The sequence below is a fragment of the Intestinimonas massiliensis (ex Afouda et al. 2020) genome (assembly GCF_900626285.1).
Lineage (GTDB): Bacteria > Bacillota > Clostridia > Oscillospirales > Oscillospiraceae > Flavonifractor > Flavonifractor massiliensis_A.
The window spans coordinates 1,700,701-1,715,962 of record NZ_LR131147.1; the positions used below are offsets into that span (position 1 = coordinate 1,700,701).

Here is a 15,262-nt window from a genome sequence, read left to right on the forward strand (position 1 = left end):
GGGCGGCTCCCTTGTATCTGCCTTGGATCAGCCGTTCATCTGCGCCACGAAACGGGCGAAGAGGGCGGCCACTTCGGCCCGGGAGGCGGTGCCCTGAGGCGCCAGCCTGCCGTCGCCGATCCCTTCCACCAGACCCAGGCCGGTGGCCCAGATCATGGCGTCCTCGGCCCAGTCGCTGACAGAGTCGGCGTCGCTGAAGGCGCTGAGGCTGCCCTCGGCCGCCGGGCTGCCGGCGTAGCGGTACAGCATGGTGACCAGCTGCTCACGGGTCAGGTAGTAGTACAGGTTGGTGCCGTCGGAGATCCCCTGCTCCACGACCCAATCGAGGCCCGCCTCATACCAGGTACTGCCCGCGGAGGTATCCACCCCGGCGAACCGGGCCAGCAGGGTCCAGCCCATGGCCCGGGTCATGGGGCTGTCGGGGGTGAAGGTAGCGGCGCCGGTGCCCTGGAACAGCTCCCGGCTGGTGACGTAGTCGATGACGTCCTTGGCCCAGTGGGTGTCGGGTACGTCGGTAAAGTTCTTGGCGTTGTTGATGATCTTAATGGTGTCGCCGTCGGACAGGGTGACGGTGATGCCGCTGTCGGACAGGGCGGTGTCCATCAGGATCGTCTCCTTGCCGTCGTCATCCACCAGGACGGCCACGGTACCGGAGGAGGCGTCCTTCACCGGGATCTCCACCTTTACGTCCTTCTTGTCCGCCAGATCCACCTTGATGACGGGCGCGCCGTCGGGGTCCTGCTGGGGGATGGGCAGCTGGAGGATCTCATCCTCCGCCGCGCTGTTCATGGTGGACCGGGACACCGTGACCGTGGTCTCCGACGCGCCGGTCTTGTCGGTCTTGGTGACGGCGGAGGACCCATCGGGGTACTTGGTGGTGGAAGTGGAGGAGCCGTCCGTCTTGGTCACCGTGGTAGTGGTGGAGCCGTCGGGGTTGGTGACGGTCTCGGTCTTGCTGCCGGAGGAGCTGCTGCCGCCGCCGGAGGAGGAGCCGCCGCCCTGGGCGGGCGGGATATCCACTTCCTCCGTGCCGCAGACGATGTCGGCCCGGTCACTGACCCGGATACGGGGGGCGGGACCGGCAAAGCTGCTGTCGTAGGAGGACAGGCCCACCACGGTGATCTCGTGGCCCACCGCCAGGTTGTCGATGGGCGTATCCTTGGTGATGTAGCCGTCAATGAACACGCGGGCGTCGTAGCCGCTGTCGTCCCGGACCATGATGGTCTGGACCAGGCCCTCGGCCTCGGCGAAGCTGACCACCACGCCATGGATCTGCACCAGGCTGCCCAGCTCGGCGGCCTGGGAGGCCTGCTGGGTGGTGATGGACTTGGGCGCGGGGACCTCGCCCTCGCCGATCTTCTCGATGCTGCTCACATTGAGCTGCCGCTCTCCCTGGTAGGAGGAGGTGGTGCCGGTAATGCGGACGATGTCGCCCTTCTTGTAATTGCCCGCCACGGGGAAGGCGTTGATGCCGGCGGTGTCGTCCTGGACGTAGATGCAGTCGAAGAAGGCGGTGTCCTTGTCATAGCCGGAGGCGTTGGAGGTGACCACGCCCTCGACAGTGTACTTGATGCCCTCCTCGGTCTGGGCCTGGACATCGGCAATGGGGGTAATGGTCAGGGGGTTGAGGTAGCTTACCAGGTTTTCGCAGATGTTGTAGTTGGAGTAGTTCTTCTCGGCGCCGCTGTCCACATCGGCCTGGACCTCAAAGTTGGACATGAAGGCCGCGCCGGACACCACGATGAGGCCCTTGCCGCCGCCCAGGTCCTCGGTAGCCAGCACCATCAGGCGGTTGTCGCCCTCGGCGGCGGGATACTTGGGGATCCCGCTGCCGCCCAGGCCGTCCCCGTCCACATCCTTGGAATAGGTGGAGGCGTGGCCGTAGACCACAGGCGTCACCGTCTCAGGCAGGACGGAGGCAGGCGCGCCGCTGTCATCCACGGCATAGACCGTGGCGCCGCCGTAGTGGCTGTACAGCTGGGTATACATATTGTTGTAGTTGTTGGCCTCGTCATACGCGATGCCCTGGGTGAGGAAGCTGTCCCAGTTGTAGGTGTTGAAGTACAGCCGCCAGGGATCCACGCCGTCGATCTTGCTGAAGGTATCGTCATAGGTGGCGTCGTCGCCGATCCGCAGGGAGGAGCCCAGAGCCTCCAGCACCGCGTTCTGGGTGGCTGCCATGTGGACAATATCCTTGTTGTTCTGGATGACGTCGTAGTTCTCATAATTGTCCGACCAGCCCGCCAGAACCACCATGCCGCCGGCGGCATTGAAGTCGGCAAGGGCCTCCAGCTCGGCCTGGGAATAGGTCCTGGGGTCCTTCTGGGCGTCGGCCAGGCGGCGGGAGGGGGCGGTGAGGATGATGGCCTTGTACTTGCCGTTTGCGTTCTCACAGGCGGCAATCAGATCGGCGCTGGTTTTCAGCTCCACGGTGCGCACCGAATACCCGGCGGCCAGCGCGCCGAAGTTGCCCATGGAGTCCTTGTAGTTGCCTGCCACGTACTCGTTGTAGTGGGAGGCGTCGATGCCGATGTACACCAGCTTGGAGGCGTCCATCACATCCAGGGTGACACTCTTGGAGTAGGTGTACTGGATGCCGCCCTCCTCCATCACGGCGGTGACGGTGATGGTCATCACCTTGGCGGCGGTGGGGGTATACTTCCACTCCACCGGCAGGGTGCCGGAGGCGGGCACTTCATAACCGGTGGTGTCGGTGTACAGGGTCTCGCTGCCGCTGGTGTAGGTGATGCTCTGCACGGTGGCGGCGGCGGCCTCGCTGTTGAACAGGGTGGTGGTGAGGGTCAGTTCCTCATCGGTGACGGGGATGGAGGTGCCGCACTCCACGGAGGAAATGCCCATCTTCACCACTTCGCCCACCCATACGGGGGCGGTGACGGCCAGGTCGCCGTCGCTCTGGGTGACCCGGATGAAGTAGTAGCTGTAGTCGGCGGGGAGGGTGCAGCTCAGCTCGCCGGCGGCCAGCTGGTCGGGATCGTCCCAGGTGTAGGCCACGGCGCCGGAGTTGACCACCACTTCCACCTTGGCGATGGAGTCGGTGCTGTCGGGGTCGTTGACGCTGACGCTGATGGCGACGTTCTCGGGGACCTCCTCGATGATGGAGCCCAGCATCTGGTCATTGAGGGTGTAGTTGATCTCCAGGTTCTTGTCCTCGGTGGCGTACACCCGGTACTGCCGGATGGCCGCGAACAGGCCCTCTTCGGAGAAGTCATCGGTGAGGATCACGTCCCGGGCGTCGTTGGCGTTGCCCCACTTGCCCTTGTGGTTGTCCTGGTTGTTGGTGGGGGCCACGTGCCAGCCCTTGTCCAGGGCCATGATGTACTGCTCATAGCTGGGGTAGTAGCCGTCGGCGCCGATGGCGCCCTCGCCGTTGCCCACCTCCACCAGATACATCCGGGTGTCGATGATGGGATCGTAGTACCCGAAGTCGCTGAAGTTGCCGAAGGTGGTGCCGGGGTGGTTGAACTGGCTGATGGAATCCACCAGCGCGGCGTTGCTCAGCAGGGCGTAGTAGGCCTTCATTCCCGCGTCGCCGTCCTTGGCATTCAGGGTACTGTTGTTGCGGGAGACGATGCCGGGGGTGTTGAAGGTGTTGATGTGGCCGGGGCCGCCGGACCAGGTCATCTCGAAGCCCGCCAGAGCCACCAGCTCGCCGGCGTGCTGGGCGTTGAAGGTGTCGATGGTGCCGGTGTAGGTGTCCCACTTTGCCTTGCTCTCAGCCGTCATCTGGCTGACGTCATAGAGGGCGGCCTCGGGGTTGGAATCGCTGCTGGAGTCAAAGTAGTTGGAGTGGTCGGTGAAGGCCACGAAGTCCACATTGGCGCTCTCCGGCAGGCCGGCCACGTAGTTCAGGCCCTCCTGGAGGGTGCCCGCGCCGTCGGAGTACTCGCCGGTGTGGGAGTGGAGCTGGCCGAAGTAGAGCTGATACTGGGCCCTGCCGATGGTAAAGCTCCAGGTGCGGCTGACGCTCTTCTCATCGGTGCGGGTCAGGGTGACGGACACCGTCACCTTGCCGTCGGCCAGGTCGGCGGCGGGGGTGTAGGCGGCCTTATTGCCGTCCACGGCGGCGGAGACAGGCTCCCCGTTCACCGTCATGACTACCTGGGGGTCCTCCCCGGCGTTGCCGAAGGTGACGCCTATCTCAGGCCGCTTGTCGTCGCCGGTCTGGGCACCGGAGGCGGGGAACACATCCATGATGTAGGGCTCGTCCTTTACCTCCAGGGTGACGGAGCCGGTAAAGTCCACGCCCTTGACGTCCGCGCCGGTCACGGTGACGGTCAGCTGACCGGCGGTCATGGCGGCGGCGGGGATGGTGAAGGTATAGGTGCCGTCCTCCTGGGTGAGGGCGGCCTCCGTCTCACCGTATCTGGCGGTGAGGGTGTCCACGCCGAAGACGGAGTCCACGGTGAAGGTGACGGTGTAGTCCTGATTCACATAGGCCTCGGTCAGGGCGCCGAAGTTCACCGCCGGCACGTTGACCACGCCCTCGGTGACGGTGATGCCGTCGGCCAGGGGGTAGAAGAAGAAGGTATAGATGTTCTTGTCGCTGTCGCCGTACAGGCTGTAGGTCTTGTAGGAGCCGCCGTAGTACTCCAGATACTGGTCGTACTTGTTATTGAATTTGGCGGTGCGGCTCATCAGGCTGTAGCCGCCGTTGAAGGCGGTGACCGTCCAGTCGGCGTCCTCCGTGGCCTCTTCGGAATAGAAGGCGTTGTTGCCGGTGCCGTTGGAGCACAGGTAGCCGTCGGCGGTCTTGAAGCGGTAGTACGCTCCGTTCTCTTCCACGGCAAAGACCCGGGCGCCGTTGGCGGGGGAGGCCTTGCCCTCCGCGATCTCAGCGGCGGCGCTGTTCACAGAGGGGCTGGTCGCGTTGTCATCCTGTCCCGCCAGCACGCCCTGAGCGCCCACGTTATAGAGCACGAAGGCTTCGGGGATCTCCACCTCGCCGCTGGGCGGCTCAGGCAGACCGGTGGCCTCATAGAAGGCCAGGGCGAACATGCCCTCGCTGCCGGAAGCAATGTTGTAGTAAGCGCTCCAGGTGCCGTACTTTTCCTGGTACTCCATGTAGGCGCCGCGGGCAGAGTTCTTGACGTACCAGAGGCCGTCACCCGCCTCCGTCAGCTCCCACTTGTCGTTCTTCCCGCCCAGCGGCATACTGGTGTAGTCGTCGTCCATGCCGATGTTCTGTCCGCTGCAGGAGAAGGACCAGGTGCCGTCGCCGTTGTCCGTCACCGTCCACACGTCGGCGGCGGACCAGCCGGTCAGGGTGCTGTCGGTGAGGGTGACGTCGGTGCTCTTGTTGTAGAAGCCGCTGTACTCAGTCGACAGGGCCTTGCCGTAAGCGGGGTTGTAGATGACCACCTGCTCCCCGTCATAGATGGGACCGGTGGAGGCGCCGGGCTTGGTGATCTCGTCGGCGCTGGTGTTGCGCAGCTGGAACTTACTGCCGTATACGCCCACTGCCGCGGAGACGGTGACCACGTCATCCACCGCCACCGCCCAGGTGTTGTCCTCATTCTTGCCCACCACGGCCTTGTAGAGCTGGATGGTATTGCCGTCGGCGTCCTTCAGGGTGATGTTGGGGCTGGAGTAGGCGCCGTTGTTGTCAAACACCTCGGTGACCGTCAGGTTTTTGATGGTCACGTAGGTGCAGATGTCGGCGGTGCTCAGTTCCCCGATGGTCTTGACCGCGGGAGTGAGGGTCAGCCCGGAGGACTTCTCATAGGTGGCGCTGGCCAGCTCGGGCAGACCGTTGTAGGTGGCCCGCTTGCCGGTGGCGATGACGGTGTCCCCCAGAGCCAGGTCGGAGGGCGCCGTGGACAGGAAGGCGCAGATGCCGCCGGTGCCGTCCTGGAGGTAGACGTTCTTGCCGTCGAGAAGGGTGACCACGCCCTTGACGGTCAGATTTTCCGTGCCGTCCTCAGCGGCCAGGGCCTCGGCGATGGAGATGGTGTCCGGCTCAGGCTCGGAGGGGGTGCTGTTCTGGATCTCATCGGCGCTGGTGTTGCGCAGCTGGAGGGTGGTATTGAATACGCCCACCGCGCCGGAGACGGTGATCACGTCGTCCACCGCCACCGCCCAGGTGTTGTCCCCGTTCTTGCCCACCACGGCCTTGTAGAGCTGGATGGTATTGCCGTCGGCGTCCTTCAGGGTGATATTGGGGCTGGAATACTGGCCGTTGTTGTCAAAGATGTCGGTGACCGTCACGTTCTCGATGGTCACGTAGGTGCAGATGTCGGCCTCGCTCAGCTCCCCGATGGTCTTGACCACGGGGGTGAGGGTCAGCCCGGAGGACTTCTCATACGTAGCGCTGGCCAGCTCGGGCAGGCCGTTGTAGGTGGCCCGCTTGCCGGTGGCGATGACGGTGTCCCCCAGAGCCAGGTCGGAGGGCGCCGTGGACAGGAAGGCGCAGATGCCGCCGGTGCTGTCCTGGAGATAGACGTTCTTCCCGTCGAGAAGGGTGACCACGCCCCTGACGGTCAGGTTTTCCGTGCCGACCTCAGCGGCCAGGGCCTCCGCGATGGTAACGACCGTCGGCTCTGGATCTTCGCCGGGCTGGGGATCGGGCGTACCGCCGGTACCCTCCACCAGCTTGTAGAGGGCAAAATCACAGGGGTAGCCGGCGTTGATCGTGGTGTTCTTGTAGGCCCGGAATTTATTTCCCGCACTCTTGTTGCTGGCCAGGGTCACGGTGTCATTACCGGTACCCAGGAAGCGGAAGGTGCCGTTTTCGAAGGTAACGGCCCAGGTGTACGTTCCCGCCTGGATACCGTTGGCGTTTCCGCCTGCGGGCGCCACCTGGACGCCGTTGGCGTCGGTGAGGGTGACGCCGTCAGCGGTGACCTCCACGTTCCACACCAGGCTGGCATCCGGGTCGGTCAGGGTCCCGCTCTCGTCGGTGACCTGTACCGCGGAGAGCCAGCTGCCGTCCAGGGCGCCCACGGCATAGCCCGTGTCCACCGCCATGACGTACTGGCCGCTGGTCAGATCTTCCTGTGCCGCAATTTTCTCAAAGGTCCCCGTTCCCCCGGCGGCAAAGATCGTGCCGGGCAGCAGGGAGAGAAGTATGGCAATCACCATCAGTAGGGACAGGAGCGTCTTGGGCCTTCGTTTCATGCCAAATCATCCATCCTTTCCTTATTTTGCCGTCCAACTTGAACTCCCGGAATCCGTATCATTTCCGTACGATGTATTTTATCAAATTTCCCCTGGAAGCACAATCCCTTTCTCGGTAATTTACCCATTACACTGTGTAGAAAATGTAAAATTATTGTGCAGTTTGTCTCTCCTCATGGAACGGCTCAGGGCGGCATTCCGTCACCCGGACCCGGTAGTTCTGCCCGGTCCCCCCGCCCACGGCCCGGACCCGGAACCGGACCGGCAGCTCCGCCGCCTCCACCAGGAGACAGTCCGGCAGCACGGTCACCTGCCGCACCAGCTCGTCCAGGAGAGCCTCTCCCCCCTCCAGCTCCCGCCGCACCAGGTCTTTCGCCGCCCGGAGGCGGTCCCCGTCCGATTTTCCCCTCTCCTCCGCTTCCAGTGCCGCCAGCTCCCTATGGAGCCGGGCCGTCTCTCCCTCCAAGCGGGAGAGGATGCGGCGCAGCTGGGCCCGGTCCAGGGTCCCGTCCAGGTAGGCCTCTGCCGCCCGGTCCCGCCGGCCCTCCTGCCGCAGCAGGGCCTGCCGCAGCCGCTCCGCCTCCCTCCCGTCCGGCGCCGGGGCCTCCAGCGCCCGGAGCACCTCCGCCGCCATGGCCGGGCGGTCCAAGGGCAGACACTTCCACACCGCCCGCACCGCCGCCAGAAGGACCTCCCCCCGGACGGCGGGCATCCGGCAGGCGCCGGTCCCCTCCAGCCGCCCCCGGCAGACGAAGCGGGTGTATTCCGTGCCGTCGGCCCGGCGGGTGCGCTTGAGAGTAAAGCTCCTGCCGCACCCCCCGCAGCGGATCTTTCCCGAATACCAGTACCGGGCGGAAAAGCGGCTCCCCGCCTCCTTCAGCCCCGCCCGCCGGGCCAGCTCGGCCTGGACGGCCTGGAAATCCGCCCGGCTGACGATGGCCTCATGGTGGTCCCGCAGGCAGAACCGCTCCTCCGTGCCGTCGTTGACCACCTTCCGGTGGGTCAGGTGGTCGGTGGTGCGGTATTTTTTCTGGAGCAGGTCACCGCAGTATTTTTCGTTGCGGAGGATGCCCAGCACCGTGTTGGCCGACCAGACGCCGTCGGAGCGCAGCGGCGGGGCCACGCCCGCCCGGGTCAGTGCCCGGGCGATGGCCCGGGCGCCCTTGCGCTCCGTGAGGAAGGCCCGGTAGATCCGCCTCACGACGTCCGCCTGCTCCGGCTCCACGGCCAGCCGTCCGCCCCGGAGGGTATACCCGTAGATGGAGTCGTTGCCGAAGACCACCCCCCGGCGCATGGCCTGGAGCTGGCCCCACCGTGTCCGCTCGGAGATCTTGCGGCTCTCCTCCTGGGCCACGCTGGCCATGATGGTCAGGCGGAACTCCCCGTCGTCCTCCCGGGTGTCGATGTTGTCATTCAGGAAGCACACCCCCACCCCCCGCTCCTTCAGCCGCCGGGTGATCTGGAGGGTGTCCACGGTGTTGCGGGCGAAGCGGGACACCTCCTTGGTCAGGATCAGGTCGATCTCCCCGTCCATGGCCCGGCGGATCATCCGGCTGAACTGGGGCCGCCGCCGGGCCGAGGTGCCGGACAGGCCCTCGTCGGCAAAGATCCCCACCAGGGTCCACCCCGGATGGTCCCGGATGTACTCCTGGAAGAAGTCCCGCTGGGCGGCCAGGGAATTGCGCTGGTCCTCCTTGTCGGTGGATACCCGGCAATAGGCGGCCGCCCGCAGGGGGGCGTCGGCGCCAGGGTCCATAACCCATTCCTCCTTTCGGCACGATCTCAGCCCCGCTCGGGGCATATAAAAGGTATATGCCTGTGTCCCATGCTCCATGCGGCGGGCACCGCGTTGGCCACCGCCAGCTCCTCCCGGGCAAAGTAGTCGTGGAGGACCAGCCCCCGGTCCCGGGCCATGGCCTGGGTGGCGGAATCCACCCGGCCGGCGCAGATCACCTGCCCCGGCCGCAGGGCGGCAAAGACCGCCTCCAGGGTCAGGGGCTCCGCCGCCAGGGGGGCGTTTAGCCTGCCGCCGGGAGCCGCCGTCGGCAGAGGGAGCACCACGCAGTCGGCCAGAGCCGCACCGGAGAGCTCCTTCTCCTCCTTTACCCCCTCCCCCGCCGGGCCCAGGCCCAGGGTATGTACCGTATGTCCGTCCTCCGCCAGCAGGCCGGCCAGCCGCACCTGCCGCCGGTCCCCGCCGATGATCCAAATGTCCAGTTCATGTCTCACAGCATACGCCTCCTTCCCCGCCGCATCCCATCTTATGTGCCTTTTGAAAAAGGGTGCGGCAAAGGGGAAACTGGCGGTTGACTTTTCCTCCAACCTCCCATATACTGAGAACGGAACCAAACCCATAAGTTCATATTGTCGGATGACGGGACCGGGAGAGCGCGGCAAAGGCCGCCGCCGAAGGGGCAGCGCAGTGATCTCTCAGGCAGAAGGACCGGTCCCTGACGAAACTCTGGAAAGCGGGCCCCGGCCCGCGCCGACGGGGGCAAAACTCTCAGGTACCAGGACAGAGGCGCATGGCGTATTTGCCATGCGCTTTTTTGCTGCGTAAAAAGGGAAGGAGGAATTGGAAATGGAACGAAAGACCCCGCTCTATGAGCGGCATGTGGCGGCCGGGGGCAAGATCGTCCCCTTCGCCGGCTGGCTGCTGCCGGTGCAGTACTCCGGCGTCATCGCCGAGCACAAGGCGGTGCGGTCGGCCTGCGGCCTGTTCGACGTGTCCCATATGGGGGAGCTGGTGCTGCGGGGGGCAGACGCCCTGGCCAACGTGAACAAGCTGATGACCAACGACTTTTCCGGCATGTACGAGGGGCAGGCCCGCTATTCCCCCATGTGCTACGAGGACGGCGGCGTGGTGGACGACCTGATCGTCTACAAGGTCAGCGACACGGTGTACTTCATCGTGGTCAACGCCGCCAACAAGGACAAAGACGCCGCCTGGATCGCGGACCACCTGACCGGGGACTGCGTCATGGAGGACTGGTCGGACAGGGTGGCCCAGCTGGCCCTCCAGGGCCCCAGGGCGGAGGAGATCCTCCGCACCCTGACGTCCGATATCCCCGAGAAGAATTACTCCGCCGTGCTGCGGGGCACGGTGAAGGGTATCCCCTGCATGGTGTCCCGGACGGGATACACCGGGGAGGACGGGTTCGAGCTGTACTGCGCCCCGGCGGACGCCCCCACCCTGTGGGACGCTCTGCTGGAGGCGGGCAAGCCCTTTGGGCTGATTCCCTGCGGCCTGGGTGCGAGGGACACCCTGCGGCTGGAGGCCGCCATGCCCCTGTACGGCCACGAGCTCTCCCCCGCCATCAACCCCTACGAGGCGGTGCTGGGTATTTTTGTCAAGCTGGAGAAACCGGACTTCATCGGCAAGGCCGCCCTGGAAAAGGCCCGGCCGGTCTCCCGCCGCCGGGTGGGACTGAAGATCACCGGCCGGGGCATCGCCCGGGAGGAGTGCCCGGTGTACGACGGGGAGAAGCAGATCGGCGTGGTCACCTCTGGCACCCACTGCCCCTGGCTGGGCCAGGCGGTGGCCATGGCCATGGTGGACGTGGCCTACAAGGAGCCGGGCACCGTGGTGCAGGTGGACGTCCGGGGCCGGAGGATCGAGGCGGAGGTCGTCAAGACCCCGTTTTATAAAAGAGGGTAACTTATTTACATTGAAATACAGGAGGTAATCGTTATGAACATTCCCACCGAACTGCAATATACCAAATCCCACGAGTGGCTCAAGATGGAGGACGGGGTGGCCGTGGTGGGCCTCACCGACTTTGCTCAGGATTCCCTGGGCGACATCGTGTTCGTCAACCTGCCCCAGCCCGGCGATCCGGTCAACGCGGGGGAGGCCTTTGGCGATGTGGAGTCCGTCAAGGCGGTGTCCGACGTGATCTCCCCGGTGTCCGGCGTGGTGCTGGAGGTCAACGAGGAGCTGCTGGACAATCCCGCCCTGGTGAACGAGGACCCCTACAACGCCTGGTTTGTCAAGGTGGAGCAGGTCACCGGCGAGGAGGAGCTGCTGGACGCCGGGGCCTATGAGGCCCACTGTGCTGCCGAGGAGGGATGACCATGGGCGGATACCTGCCCGCCGCCCCGGAGGAACGGGCGCGGCAATATGAGGCGCTGGGGCTGAAGGGGCCCCGGGACCTGTACCGGGACGTGCCGGATGAGGTGTACATCGACGGTCCCCTGGACCTGCCCGAGCCCATGAGCGAGCTGGAGGTCCGCCGGGCCATGGAGAAGCTGGCCGCTCAGAACACCCGCTTTACCACCATTCTCCGGGGCGCCGGGGCCTATGACCACTACATCCCCTCCGCGGTGAGCCGCATCGCTTCCAAGGAGGAGTTCGTCACCGCCTACACCCCCTATCAGGCGGAGATCAGCCAGGGCGTGCTCCAGTCGATTTTCGAGTTCCAGACCATGATCTGCGAGCTCACCGGGATGGACGCCGCCAACGCCTCGGTGTATGACGGGGCCTCCGCCGCGGCGGAGGCGGTGGCCATGTGCCGGGACCGGAAGCGGACGAAGGCCGTGGTATCCGGCGCCGCCCACCCGGACGTGATCGCCACCATCAGGACCTACTGCTTCGGGGCGGACACCGAGGTGGTGGTGGCCCCGGTGAAGGACGGCCGCACCGATCTCACCGGCCTGGTGGACGACCAGACCGCCTGCGTGTACATCCAGCAGCCCAACTTCTACGGTCTGCTGGAGGACGGGACCGCCCTGGCTCAGGCCGCCCATGACGGGGGTGCCAAGCTCATCGCCGGAGTGAATCCCATCACCCTGGGGGTGCTGGAACCCCCCGCCGCCTGGGGCGCCGACATCGCCGTAGGCGAGGGCCAGCCTCTCGGTCTGCCCCTGTCCTGGGGCGGTCCCTATCTGGGCTTCATGGCCACCACCCATGCCATGATGCGCAAGCTGCCCGGCCGCATCGTGGGAGAGACTGCAGACAAGGAAGGCCGCCGGGCCTTCGTGCTCACCATGCAGGCCAGAGAGCAGCACATCCGCCGTGAAAAGGCCTCCTCCAACATCTGCTCCAACGAGGCCCTGTGCGCCCTCACCGCCTCGGTGTACCTGTCCATGATGGGTCCCAATGGGCTACGCCAGGTGGGCGAGCAGTGCTATGCCAAGGCCCACTATCTGGCGGACCAGCTGTGCGCCCTGCCCGGGGTCACCCTGCGGTATCCCGGCCCCTTCTTCCATGAGTTCGTCACCGACCTGCGTGGCCCCGCCGACGTGCTGGCGGGTCTGGAGGCCAAGGGCATTCTGGGCGGCCTGCCCCTGAAGGACGGGCTGCTGTGGTGCGTCACCGAAAAGCAGACCAAGGAAGAGCTGGACCAGACGGTGTCCATCGTGAAGGAGGTGCTGGGCATATGGAACTGATTTTTGAGCGGAGCCGTCCCGGCCGGGGCACCGACCTGCTGCCCCCGCTGGACGTGCCGGAGTGCCCGGTGCCGGAGGAATTCGCCCGCAAAAAAGCCCCCCGGCTGCCGGAGATCGGGGAGAGCGACCTGTCCCGCCACTACCAGGCCCTGGCCCGCCGGGCCTTCGGCGTGTGCGACGGGTTCTACCCTCTGGGCTCCTGCACCATGAAGTACAATCCCAAGCTGGGAGAGGACATGGCCGCCCTCCCCGGCTTCACCGGCATCCACCCCCTCCAGCCCGGCCACACCATCAAGGGCTGCCAGCTGGCCATGGCCCAGACGGAGTACGCCCTGGCCCGGATCACCGGCATGGACCGGGTGACCCTCCAGCCCGCCGCCGGCGCCCACGGGGAGTTTACCGGCCTGCTGCTCATCAAGGCCTACCACCGCCACCGGGGGGACAATGCCCGGACGGTGATCCTGGTGCCCGACTCGGCCCACGGCACCAACCCGGCCTCGGCGGCCATGGCGGGCTTCACCGTCCGCAACATTCCCTCCACGGCGGAGGGCCTGGTGGACCTGGAGGCCCTGAAGGCCGCCTGCGGCCCGGATACGGCGGGGCTCATGCTCACCAACCCCAACACGGTGGGCCTCTTTGAGCGGGACATTCTGGAGATCACCAGAATCGTCCACGAGGCCGGCGGCCTGGTGTACTACGACGGGGCCAACCTGAACGCCATCATGGGGGTGGCCCGGCCGGGAGACATGGGCTTCGACGTGTGCCACCTGAACCTGCACAAGACCTTCGCCACCCCCCACGGCGGCGGCGGCCCCGGCAGCGGCCCGGTGGGCTGCAAGGAGTTCCTGGCCCCCTTCATGCCCGGCTCCGCCCTGTGCGGCAACGGCGGCGCCCACTCCATCGGCCAGGTCCGGGCCTTCCACGCCAACTTCCTGGTGGTGGTGAAGGCCCTGGCCTACCTGATGCGGCTGGGCAACTCCCGGGTGGCGGAGGCCGCCCAGGGGGCGGTGCTCAACGCCAATTACCTGAAGCACAAGCTGGAGGAGGCGGGCTATACCGCCGCTTTCCCCGGGCTGTGCATGCACGAGTTCGTCCTCACCCTGGAGGGGCTGAAGAAGGAGACGGGGGTGTCCGCCCTGGATGTGGCCAAGGCCATGCTGGACGCCGGCATCCACCCGCCCACGATGTACTTCCCCCTCATCGTCCACGAGGCGCTGATGTTCGAGCCCACCGAGACCGAGGCTCCCGAGACCCTGGATCAGGCGGCAGAAGTGCTGGCGGACATCCTCCGCCGGGCCAAGGAGGACCCGGAGGCCCTCCACGCCGCCCCCCACTCCACCGTGGTGGGCCGCCCGGACGAGACTGCCGCCGCCCGCCATCCGGTGGTGCGGTACGCCTTCCCGGAGGGCTGAGATGTACGATCTGCTGATTATCGGCGGAGGGCCCGGCGGCTGCGCCGCCGCCCTCCGGGCCGCCAGGGGCGGCCTGTCGGTGGCCCTGTTTGAGCCCCGACAGGTGGGGGGCACCTGCCTGAACCGGGGGTGCATTCCCACCAAGGCCCTGCTCCACGGGGCCAGGCCGGGGTGCGACTGGGCCGCCCTGGCCGCGGAAAAGGAAAACGTGGTAACCACCCTCCGCTCCGGCATGGAGAAGCAGCTGAAAGCCGCCAAGGTGGAGGTGGTTCCCGCCCAGGCTGTCATCACCGGCCCCAACACCGTCAGGACCCCGGACGGCACGGTGTGGGAGGGCAGGTCCATCCTGGTTGCCGTGGGCTCCTTCCCTGCCCCCCTCCCCATTCCCGGGATGGACCTGCCCGGTGTCGTAAACAGCGACGGCCTGATGGACGACATCCGGCCCCGGGACCACCTGCTCATCATCGGCGGGGGCGTCATCGGGGTGGAGCTGGCCTGGGTGTGGGCCAGCTCCGGGTGTAAGGTCACCATTGTGGAGGCCCTGGACCGGCTCATCGCCAATCTGGACCGGGAGCTGTCCCAGAGCCTGACCATGGAGCTGAAAAAGGCGGGGGTGACGGTGTACACCGGCGCCTCGGTGTCCGAAATCACCCCCGGCCCCGTTGTCCGCTTTACCCACAAGGGGGCGGAGCAGGTCCTGGAAGCCGACACGGTGCTGGTGGCCGCCGGACGCAAGCCCGCCACCGCTGGCCTGTTCGAGGGGATCTCCCCCGCCATGGAGCGGGGCTTCCTGACGGCAGACGACCACTTCCGCACCTCCATCCCCTCCATCTACGCCATCGGGGACGCCATCGGCGGAGCCATGCTGGCCCACAAGGCGGAGGCGGAGGGAGACGTGGTAGCCGATCTGCTGCTGGGCCGCACCCCCCACCGGGGCACCTCCCCCATTCCCTCCTGCGTGTACACCGACCCGGAGCTGGCCCAGGTGGGCCTGACCCTGGACGAGGCCAGGGCCCGGAATATTCCCGCCGTCAGCGGCAAGTGCGTCATGGGCGCCAACGGCCGCACCCTCATCGAGGGGGGCAAGCGGGGCTTCATCAAGCTGGTGTTCCACAAGGACAGCCATGCCCTGCTGGGTGCCCAGCTGTGCTGCTATCGGGCCTCCGACCTGATCGACGAGCTGACCCTGGCGGTCACCCTGGGCCTGACGGCGGAGCAGCTCCTCCGGCCGGTCCGCCCCCACCCCACCTTTGCCGAGGCCATCACCGCCGCGGTAGAGGCAGGCGCGGAAGCCCTGAACAAGTAAATCCGCTTTTCAAAAAGTCCGG

General features: G+C 66.2%; 8 protein-coding genes and 1 riboswitch. Of the genes, 5 read left to right on the forward strand and 3 right to left on the reverse strand.

From position 1 onward, the window contains the following. Positions 1 to 27: 27 nt before the first annotated feature. From E0E41_RS08585 to E0E41_RS08595, 3 genes are all read right to left on the reverse strand, one after another. Positions 28 to 7,134, reverse strand: coding sequence for an S-layer homology domain-containing protein (locus E0E41_RS08585; RefSeq protein WP_130869554.1), 7,107 nt, complete (start codon positions 7,132 to 7,134; stop codon positions 28 to 30). A gap of 151 nt (positions 7,135 to 7,285) precedes the next feature. Then, positions 7,286 to 8,890 (reverse strand): recombinase family protein, encoded by a 1,605-nt coding sequence (locus tag E0E41_RS19120; RefSeq protein WP_130869555.1) that lies wholly within the window; start codon positions 8,888 to 8,890, stop codon positions 7,286 to 7,288. A gap of 26 nt (positions 8,891 to 8,916) precedes the next feature. Then, positions 8,917 to 9,363, reverse strand: a complete 447-nt coding sequence (locus E0E41_RS08595; RefSeq protein ID WP_130869556.1) for a dipicolinate synthase subunit A N-terminal domain-containing protein — start codon at positions 9,361 to 9,363, stop codon at positions 8,917 to 8,919. 142 nt (positions 9,364 to 9,505) lie between these two features. Then, a riboswitch (glycine riboswitch) is annotated at positions 9,506 to 9,590 on the forward strand. Between the two features lie 125 nt (positions 9,591 to 9,715). On the opposite strand from E0E41_RS08595, the gene gcvT reads away from it, so the two are divergent. From gcvT to E0E41_RS08620, 5 genes are read left to right on the forward strand one after another with little or no spacing between them, the layout of a single operon-like run. Then, a complete protein-coding gene (gene gcvT / locus E0E41_RS08600; protein ID WP_130869557.1) occupies positions 9,716 to 10,792 on the forward strand; it encodes a glycine cleavage system aminomethyltransferase GcvT in 1,077 nt (358 codons plus the stop codon). 33 nt (positions 10,793 to 10,825) lie between these two features. Next, the gene (gene gcvH / locus E0E41_RS08605) at positions 10,826 to 11,206 is read left to right on the forward strand and encodes a glycine cleavage system protein GcvH (RefSeq protein WP_130869558.1); all 381 of its coding nucleotides are present in this window, start codon (positions 10,826 to 10,828) and stop codon (positions 11,204 to 11,206) included. A 2-nt stretch (positions 11,207 to 11,208) separates the two neighbouring features. Further along, on the forward strand, positions 11,209 to 12,522 hold the full coding sequence (gene gcvPA / locus E0E41_RS08610; RefSeq protein WP_130869559.1) for an aminomethyl-transferring glycine dehydrogenase subunit GcvPA: 1,314 nt from the start codon (positions 11,209 to 11,211) through the stop codon (positions 12,520 to 12,522). Further along, positions 12,513 to 13,934 carry an aminomethyl-transferring glycine dehydrogenase subunit GcvPB gene (gene gcvPB / locus E0E41_RS08615; protein WP_130869560.1) on the forward strand — a complete coding sequence of 474 codons (1,422 nt, stop codon included), beginning with the start codon at positions 12,513 to 12,515 and terminating at the stop codon, positions 13,932 to 13,934. The genes gcvPA and gcvPB overlap by 10 nt, the downstream gene beginning before the upstream one ends. A gap of 1 nt (position 13,935) precedes the next feature. Continuing rightward, positions 13,936 to 15,240 (forward strand): dihydrolipoyl dehydrogenase family protein, encoded by a 1,305-nt coding sequence (locus E0E41_RS08620; protein WP_130869561.1) that lies wholly within the window; start codon positions 13,936 to 13,938, stop codon positions 15,238 to 15,240. The last annotated feature ends 22 nt before the right edge of the window (positions 15,241 to 15,262 follow it).